This is a genomic window from Nocardiopsis sp. NPDC007018, from assembly GCF_040635075.1.
GTDB lineage: Bacteria > Actinomycetota > Actinomycetes > Streptosporangiales > Streptosporangiaceae > Nocardiopsis.
Genome location: NZ_JBEYHA010000032.1, coordinates 55963 through 63978, shown reverse-complemented (window position 1 = coordinate 63978; position 8016 = coordinate 55963). Strand labels below are relative to the sequence as shown.

General features: G+C 69.3%; 6 protein-coding genes, 1 tRNA gene and 1 pseudogene. All 8 read left to right on the top strand.

Features of this window, described 5'->3' with window-relative positions; translation table 11 throughout:
• Positions 1 to 151 precede the first annotated feature (151 nt).
• Positions 152 to 238 (top strand) — tRNA-Ser (locus ABZ635_RS18030).
• Between the two features lie 571 nt (positions 239 to 809).
• Positions 810 to 2565, top strand: a pseudogene (locus ABZ635_RS18025) (carbamoyltransferase C-terminal domain-containing protein); the annotation flags it as partial.
• A gap of 168 nt (positions 2566 to 2733) precedes the next feature.
• Positions 2734 to 3747 (top strand): DMT family transporter, encoded by a 1014-nt coding sequence (locus ABZ635_RS18020; RefSeq protein WP_357766139.1) that lies wholly within the window; start codon positions 2734 to 2736, stop codon positions 3745 to 3747.
• Between the two features lie 210 nt (positions 3748 to 3957).
• Positions 3958 to 4659, top strand: coding sequence for a GPP34 family phosphoprotein (locus ABZ635_RS18015; RefSeq protein ID WP_357766136.1), 702 nt, complete (start codon positions 3958 to 3960; stop codon positions 4657 to 4659).
• A 60-nt stretch (positions 4660 to 4719) separates the two neighbouring features.
• Positions 4720 to 5799, top strand: a complete 1080-nt coding sequence (locus tag ABZ635_RS18010; protein WP_357766133.1) for an NAD-dependent epimerase/dehydratase family protein — start codon at positions 4720 to 4722, stop codon at positions 5797 to 5799.
• Between the two features lie 73 nt (positions 5800 to 5872).
• Entirely contained in the window at positions 5873 to 6628 is a 756-nt protein-coding gene (locus ABZ635_RS18005; RefSeq protein ID WP_357766157.1) for a glycosyltransferase family 2 protein, read from the top strand.
• Positions 6625 to 7290 (top strand): DUF2064 domain-containing protein, encoded by a 666-nt coding sequence (locus ABZ635_RS18000; protein WP_357766132.1) that lies wholly within the window; start codon positions 6625 to 6627, stop codon positions 7288 to 7290. Before ABZ635_RS18005 ends, ABZ635_RS18000 begins: the two co-directional genes overlap by 4 nt.
• Complete coding sequence (locus ABZ635_RS17995) at positions 7287 to 7958, top strand: methyltransferase domain-containing protein (RefSeq protein WP_357766129.1); 672 nt, start codon at positions 7287 to 7289, stop codon at positions 7956 to 7958. The genes ABZ635_RS18000 and ABZ635_RS17995 overlap by 4 nt, the downstream gene beginning before the upstream one ends.
• Positions 7959 to 8016: the final 58 nt, after the last annotated feature.

The following is an 8016-nucleotide window of genomic DNA, read 5'->3' as shown; positions in this document are numbered from 1 at the left end:
CTCTCTCCCTCTTTCCCTGCTTCGCTCCGCGTCCCGCGTCGTGTTGGTGCGCGGTTTCGCCTACGAGCCCGGGGGGTGGGGCCGTGCGCCCGCCCGCGCGGCCGATTCGTTTTGCGCAGGGCCCCCGCCCTCTGTAGGCTGGTCGCAGCCAGGAGGATTCGCCTAGAGGCCTAGGGCGCCGCACTGCTAATGCGGTTGGGGGGCAACCCCCTCATGGGTTCAAATCCCATATCCTCCGCCGGCCAGAAGGGGTCCCTGCCCACGTGGTAGGGGCCCCTTCGTCGTGTCCGGCACCCCTGGCGCGACGCGATCACCCGCCCCGTCCACCCCGCGCGGGGCCGGGCCCTGGCTTCCCACGAGTGTTCCTTCGCACGCCGCTCGTCCGGCCACCTTGTCAAGGGGTACCGAGCTGGCACAACACCCGGAGCGCCACACACCGTGATATCGACGTGTCGGCACTGATCAGGGTTCTCGAATTCCTCCTGGACACAGGACTCCCTCCCCACAGGGAATTCACTCCCAGTAGTTGCGCGACTCCTGGCCAGATCCGACCCCGAATGGAAAATGATCAGCCCACCTGGCACAACCAGAGTCCGCAACGACAGCGCCTCCGCCGAGAGGCTTGTGACACTCCCGCAAGAATATCTAGACTAGTGGGCACCTGCCAATTGCAGGATTCCCCCAGAACAATGATTCACCCCGATGGCCTCCGACACCCCCTTCGAGCCACGAGGTCGAATGTTCCCAGCGTCTGATTTCGCACGCGCACCTCTCCTCTGATATCGAACCAGACCAGGAACGAACTCCGGGTGACATCTCATCGGAGTCCCCAGAATCAGACCCACGGAGCGGATGGAAAATTTCTGACTTGTGGACTTAAGCTCACCCATGACGGAACCGTCGCCCTGCTGGATGGCCGGGATCTCGTCTTCAGCGTAGAAGTCGAAAAGATCAGAAACAGCCCCCGGTACAGCGCACTCGAAGACCTCTCCCTGGTGCCTGAAATCCTGGGCACCTTCGGATACGACCTGTCCGACATCGACGAGTTCGTCATTGACGGGTGGTGTGGCCGCATCACCGGCCAGGCCACGGTCCAGGACCAGGGCCAAAGACACCAGCTGAGCCTCGCCCCCTATCACGAGGGCGGCCATCTCGATCCGTTCAGCACCTCCCACAAGGGTCGCTTCCCGCTCGGGGGCGAGACACGGGACTTCCGCAGTTTCTTCCACGTCTCCAGTCACATCGCCTCCGCCTACGCGACCAGCCCCTTCGCGCCGAACCGGGAACCGGCCTTGTCCCTGGTCTGGGACGGCGGTATGTTCCCTCGCCTCTACTACGTGGAGCCGTCCGGAAACATATCGAGCGCAGGCCCCGTCTTTCCGATGATCGGTCACTTCTATGCGACCGCGGGCCATCACTTCGGCCCGTGGCGAAGGACGTCGCATTCTCAGACGGCCGACGATCTCTCAGTCGCCGGCAAGCTCATGGCCTACATCGCGCTCGGAGAACCCGGACACGAGATCATCGACATCATCGCGGAACAATTCGAGGCCCACTTCACGGGCGGAGGCAGCCGCGCCAGGACGTACAGGTCCACTATCGGCGGTTGGGGCACGGAGCAGGAAGACTCCATGACCTACCTGCATCCGTTCTACGGGGATGTCCGCAGGCAGGTGGAGAGGAGTTCCTGTTCGGACGAGGACGTCCTGGCATCACTGCATGTCTTCCTGCAGAACCATCTCGTCGAGGAGACGGCACGGCGGGCCCTCGAGTGGAAGGGGGACGGACCATGGAATCTGGTCTTCTCCGGAGGTGCGCTCTCAACATCAAGTGGAACAGCAGACTTCGGGCCCACCCGATGTTCCGCAACGTATGGGTGCCGCCGTTTCCCAACGATTCCGGTTCCGCGCTCGGAGCGGCAGCAGTCCGACTCTTCGAGCGGGAGGGGGGCGCGACGCACATCAACTGGCATGTGCGTTCCGGACCGGATCTCGTGCCCACGGCGGAAATCCCCGACGGCTGGCAGCGGATACCGTGCAGTACCGCGGAGCTGGCCCGCCACCTGCATGAGACCCAGGAGCCCGTCGTCGTCCTGAACGGCAGGGCGGAACTCGGTCCGAGAGCCCTCGGGGGAAGAAGCATTCTCGGCGCCCCGACGAGCGCGAGAATGAAGGAGGTGCTCAACCGTGTCAAGAAGAGGGAACATTATCGCCCCGTGGCACCGATCTGCCTGGTGGACGATGCCCCAACGTCTTCTCCCCGGGGACTCCAGATCCCTACATGCTGTTCGAGCACTGGGTACGCCCGGAGTGGAAGGAAAGAATCCCCGCGGTTCTGCACCTGGACGGCACCGCCCGGTTGCGGACCGTCGGCAAGCACGATGACCCCGTGCTCGAAGAAGTACTCCAGCACTACAAAGCCCTGACCGGCGTGCCCGTGCTGTGCAACACCAGTGCGAACCTGAATGGGAGCGGGTTCTTCCCCGACATCGCCTCCGCGATCTCCTGGGGTGGTGTCGACGCGGTCTGGAGTACGGGTTTCATGCACCTCAGGAAAACGGCGTAGATGAACCCCGAGAACCTTCCTTCGACGCGGATACAGCATCCACACGCGTACACCCCCGGATCGCGCTCATCCGGCCACCTCCAAGCTCGCGCCTCTAGAAGCGACTTCCCGGTTCGGCCTGTTGTCCTCGCATGAGACGCGTCCCGATTCACGAACAGGGAAGGCAACGTGAACGAGATCTCTCCCAACACCGCCGGACCCGACGCTTCCGAGAGGTTTGTGGGTGTTGGGTACGGTCTCTTCGGAGTGCTTCTCACCAGCGTGACTCTTCCGGCGACCGCCCTCGCCCTCCTCGGATTCCATCCGATGATGGCGGCCTTCGGCAGGACGGTCCTGGTGTTTCCCCTCGCACTGGGATACCTCCTCTGGGTCGGGTCCCTGCTACCGCCGAGATCCGCCTACTTCGACATCGCGATCCTCATCTCCGGCAACGTACTGGGTTTCCCCGTCTTCGCGGCACTCGCGGTACAGCACGGTAGTGCCGCGAACTCGGCTGTGATTCTGGGCCTCATGCCGATCACCATGGCGTTGATATCCGTGTTTACGGGAACAGAGCGCGTCGGGTGGTCCTTCTGGCTCTGGGCCGTTCTGGGCGCGGCCTCCATCGTGGCGTTCAGTGTTCTGAGGGGAGGTTTCGGTACACCTTCTCCAGGCGATGTGTTCTCTTTGCTCTCCGTTGTCACGGGAAGTTTCGGTTTGGTTTCCGGGTCGATTCTGACGCGAACCCATGGGCCCATGCGGACCATATCGTGGGGCGTGGTATGTGGTTTCCCGATAGCCTTGACAGCAGTTGTCGTGCATCTCACCATCGGCCACACCATGTCCGATATACCAGTCGTAGCCTGGGTGGGAATGGTGTACGTGTCCCTCGCCAGTTCCTTTCTTGCCTTTATCCCGTGGAATATCGGACTGGCGCGTGGCGGGGCGTCCAAGGTGGGGCAGCTGCAATTGGCCCAACCGATTCTGACCCTGTTCCTCTCGGTGTTGATCCTGGGAGAGGAGTTGACGGCCTGGATGGTTGTGGTCAGCCTCATGGTCATGGTCTGCGTCGTGTGCGCCGGCAGAAGTCGGCTACGCATCGTCTGGACGGCGCGGACCTCGTCGAGGCGCGCCGAACGGCACCACGCACGGGTCCCGTCGCCACAGACGGCACCCGGTCCTCCCTCGACCGGTGGTCGCTGAGGGCCGACGGCCCAGTCCATCACGGACGGCATGTCGTCCGCCTCCGGCACCGGGAGCGGTGTGACACCGTGTCACGTCCCCCGTACACGGATGTCACGTGGTCGTGTGACACTGCGGCACTGTGCGGCCAACGCTCCGGGGGCTTGGATCGAGGGGCGGGGCCGCGCGGCCCCGCCCCGCCGCACGATCGACCGCGAGGAAGGGCCACCCATGCCGGAGAGCTCCGGAGCACACGACACCGGCGACGACGCGGAACGGGCCGGGCGTTCGCCGCTGATAGCGGAGGACGTCCTCCTCATGCTCTTCCAACCCGCGTCGGGGACGATCGCGGGCGAGAACACCCTGTACTACGTGCTGGGTGGCGCGGTCCTCACCGAACTGGCCCTGCGCGGCCACGTCACGGTGCGCGGTTCCGTGGTGCGCGCGGGGACGGAGGCGCCGACCGACGAGCTGCTCAGATCGGCGTGGGACTACGTCGACCGGAAGCCGCGCGGTGTGCACACCGTCCTCGCGGCGATCGGCCCACGACTGCGGGCACCGCTGCTGGACCGGCTCGTGCGGTACGGGGACATCGAGCGCGAGGACAGGCGTGCCCTGGGGTTCGTTCCCCTGACCGTCCTCAGGGCGGGCCGTTCGGGTCGGCACGAGGAGGTGTTCGAGAGGGTGCGTTCCGTCCTGGTCGACCGGGTCGAACCCACCCGGCACGTCGCCGCGGTGACCGCCCTGGTGTCGGCGAGCGGGACTCTGCCCCACCTCGACGGGCGGATTCCCTGGAACTCGGCCGTGGTCGGGCGGGCGATGGAACTGGAGAGGGGCGACTGGGGCGCGGGGGCCGCGGCGGCCGCCGTGGTCAGCGCGAACGCGGCGGTCGTCGTCAACGCCATGCTCGCGTCCGGAGTGCTCTCGCGGTGACGCCCCGACTCACCGGAACACATGGCGTGTCGGACCGGGCACGCGGCGTAGGTTGACCCCATGCGTGTACTTGTCACGGGTGGGGCCGGGTTCATCGGATCGCGGGTGGCGGAGGAACTCCGCCGGGCCGGACACGAGGCGGTGACCCTGGACGCCTACCTGCCCCTGGCGCACGCGGGGCGCGATCCCGCCGACGGGGGCTCCGTGGACGTCGTGGCGGACGTCCGCGACGGCGCGGCCGTGGAGCGGGCCCTGCGCGGGGTGGACGCGGTCTGCCACCAGGCGGCGATGGTGGGTCTGGGGTCGTCGGACTTCCTGGACGCGCCCGACTACGTGGGCTGCAACGACCTGGGGACCGCGGTGCTGTTGGCCGCCATGACCCGTGCGGGGGTCGGCCGTATCGTGATGGCCGGTTCGATGGTCGTCTACGGGGAGGGCAGGTACACGTGCCCCGGGCACGGCGACGTCCGGCCCGGCCCGAGGGCCGAGGCGGACCTCGCGGCCGGGGTGTTCGACCCTCCGTGCCCGCGCTGCGGCACCGCCCTGGTCCCGGGCCTGGTGCGGGAGGACGCGCCGGGCGACCCCCGCAACGTGTACGCCACGACGAAGCTGGCGCAGGAGCACCTGTGCGCGTCGTGGGCCCGCGCGGTGGGCGGGCGGGCGCTGTCGCTGCGCTACCACAACGTCTACGGTCCGGGCATGCCGCGTGACACCCCCTACGCGGGGGTGGCCTCCTTCTTCCGGTCGGCGCTGGCCCGGGGCGAGTCGCCGCGCGTGTTCGAGGACGGCCGACAGCGGCGCGACTTCGTGCACGTCCGCGACGTGGCCCGTGCCAACGTGGCCGCGTTGGAGGCGCTTCCGGACCGCGCCGGGGGCGAGTTGTCGGCGTTCAACACCGGCAGCGGGACACCGCACACCATCGGGGAGATGGCGCTGGCCCTGGCGACGGCGCACGGCGGGCCCCGGCCCGTGGTCACCGGCGAGTACCGGCTCGGGGACGTCCGGCACATCACCGCGTCCTCGGAGCGGCTGATGCGGGAGCTCTCCTGGCGCCCGGAGGTCGGATTCGCCCAGGGAATGGCGGAGTTCGCCCGTTCCGAGCTGCGGGGACCCGTCGGTACCGGCGTTTCGGCGGGGTGATGCCCGATACGCCCGCGTGTCGCGAGCGCCTTCACCGACCGCACCTTTATGGCTTCGTAACGTGATCAGGGTGATCAACGAACCTCACGGTAACGAACAGGCGCGCACGCACCCGGACGCGTCCGGGACCGGCCCGCCCTCGGTCGACGTGGTGCTCCCCTGTCTGGACGAGGCCGCCGCGCTGCCCTGGGTCATGGAGCGCATCCCGCCGGGGTGGCGGGCGATCGTCGTGGACAACGGCTCGACCGACGGATCGGCCGCCGTCGCGGAGGCGCTGGGAGCCGTGGTCGTCCCCGAGTCCCGCAGGGGCTTCGGGGCGGCGTGCCACGCGGGCCTGTCGGCCGCCACAGCCGAGTACGTCTGCTTCTGCGACTGCGACGCCTCCCTGGACCCGGGCCTGCTCCCGGGGATGGTGGAGCGGGTCCGGCGGGGCGAGGCCGACCTGGTCCTGGGCAGACGGCGCCCGACCCGCAGGGGCGCCTGGCCCGTCCACGCCAGGGTCGGCAACGCGGTCGTCGCGCGGATGCTGCGTTCCCGCACGGGGGTGCGGGTCAGCGACATCGGACCGATGCGGGCCGCCCGCCGAACGGGGCTGGTGGGGTTGGGAATGACCGACCGGCGCTCGGGCTACCCCCTGGAGACGGTCGTGCGGGCCGCCGACGCCGGGTGGCGCGTCACGGAGGTGGACGTCCCCTACCGGCCGAGGTCCGGGGTGTCCAAGGTGACCGGGACGTGGCGCGGGACCTGGACCGCCGTACGCGACATGACCTCGGTGCTGCGCGAACCGCCGACCGGGGCGCGCGTGGGCACGGGGGGAGGCGAGCGATGAACCGCACCGGGCGGACCGGCCTTCCCGCCACGACCCTGCTGGTGATCGCCAAGGAACCCGTCCCCGGCCGGGTCAAGACACGGCTGACGCCGGACTACTCCCCCGAGGAGGCGGCGGCCGTGGCCGAGGCCGCGCTGGCGGACACCCTCGACACGGTGCGCTCACTGCCCGCGCGGCGACGCCTCCTCGTGCTGGAGGGGCGGACGGGTTCCTGGATGCCGGACACGGGGTTCGAGGTGGTCCCGCAGTCCGGCGGAGGCCTGGACGAACGTCTCGCGCACGCGTTCTCCGTGTGCTCGGGGCCCTCCCTGCTGATCGGTATGGACACCCCGCAGGTCCGCGCCGCGCACCTGGCGCCCGCCCTGGCGCCGGACGCCTGGGCGCACACCGACGCGTGGTTCGGCGCGAGCGAGGACGGCGGGTTCTGGGCGCTCGGGATGGCCGACCCCGACCCCGGCCTGCTGCGCGGCGTGCCGATGTCCACTCCGCACACCGGACGCCTCCAACGCGCGCGACTGGTGGACGCCGGTCTGCGCGTGGGTGACCTGGAGGTGCTCAGAGACGTGGACACCCCCCGGGACGCGGCCGCCGTGGCCCGTCTGGTGCCCGGGAGCCGCTTCGGCCGGGTCGTCGGAGCCAGGAGAACGGAGGTCCGGTCGTGAGGGCCCCGGAGATGGGGGCGGGCACGAGGGCGGCCCCGTGGCGGTGCGACCCGTACTCGCGGGCCCTGGCCAACGGGCACGGACCGCTGTACCTGCGCAGGTCCGACGGGTGGATGCTCCCGTTGGAGGTGGAGCGGTGGTGCGGGACCACCGACGCCGCCGACGAGAGCGTGCTGGACCGTATCGAGGGCGACACCCTCGACGCGGGCTGCGGCCCGGGTCGGATGGTCCTCACCCTGACCGCCCGGGGCCACCGGGCCCTGGGCGTGGACACCAACCCGGTGGCGGTGTCGCGGGTGGTGGAGGCGGGCGGCCGGGCGGTACACGCCTCGGTGTTCGACCCCCTGCCGGAGGAGGGCCGCTGGCACACCGCCCTGTTGATCGACGGCAACATCGGGATCGGCGGGACCCCGTCGGCCCTGCTCGCGCGGATGCGGGACCTCGTGCTGCCCCGGGGGCTGCTCATCGTCGAGGCGGCCGACCGGGACGTCCACGAACGGGTGACCGTGCAGGTCACCGACGGCTGGGGGCAGCAGGGCGCACCCTTCACGTGGGCCCGGCTCGGGCTCCCGGCCCTGCGTTCCTACGCGGAGGGCGGTGGGTGGCGCTGGGAGGAGTCCTGGCGGGAGGGGGAGCGCCGGTTCGCGGCGCTGCGCGCGCCCCGCTGACCAGCGGTGGCGGCCTGGGTGCGAACCGGTTCCGGCGAAACGGTGGGCGTCCGGCGGG

Excerpts from the sequence above, each read along its gene's own strand:
- ABZ635_RS18015 (WP_357766136.1), top strand. The coding sequence starts at position 3,958 with ATGCCGGAGAGCTCCGGAGCACACGACACCGGCGACGACGCGGAACGG.
- ABZ635_RS18010 (WP_357766133.1), top strand. The coding sequence starts at position 4,720 with ATGCGTGTACTTGTCACGGGTGGGGCCGGGTTCATCGGATCGCGGGTG.
- ABZ635_RS18000 (WP_357766132.1), top strand. The coding sequence starts at position 6,625 with ATGAACCGCACCGGGCGGACCGGCCTTCCCGCCACGACCCTGCTGGTG.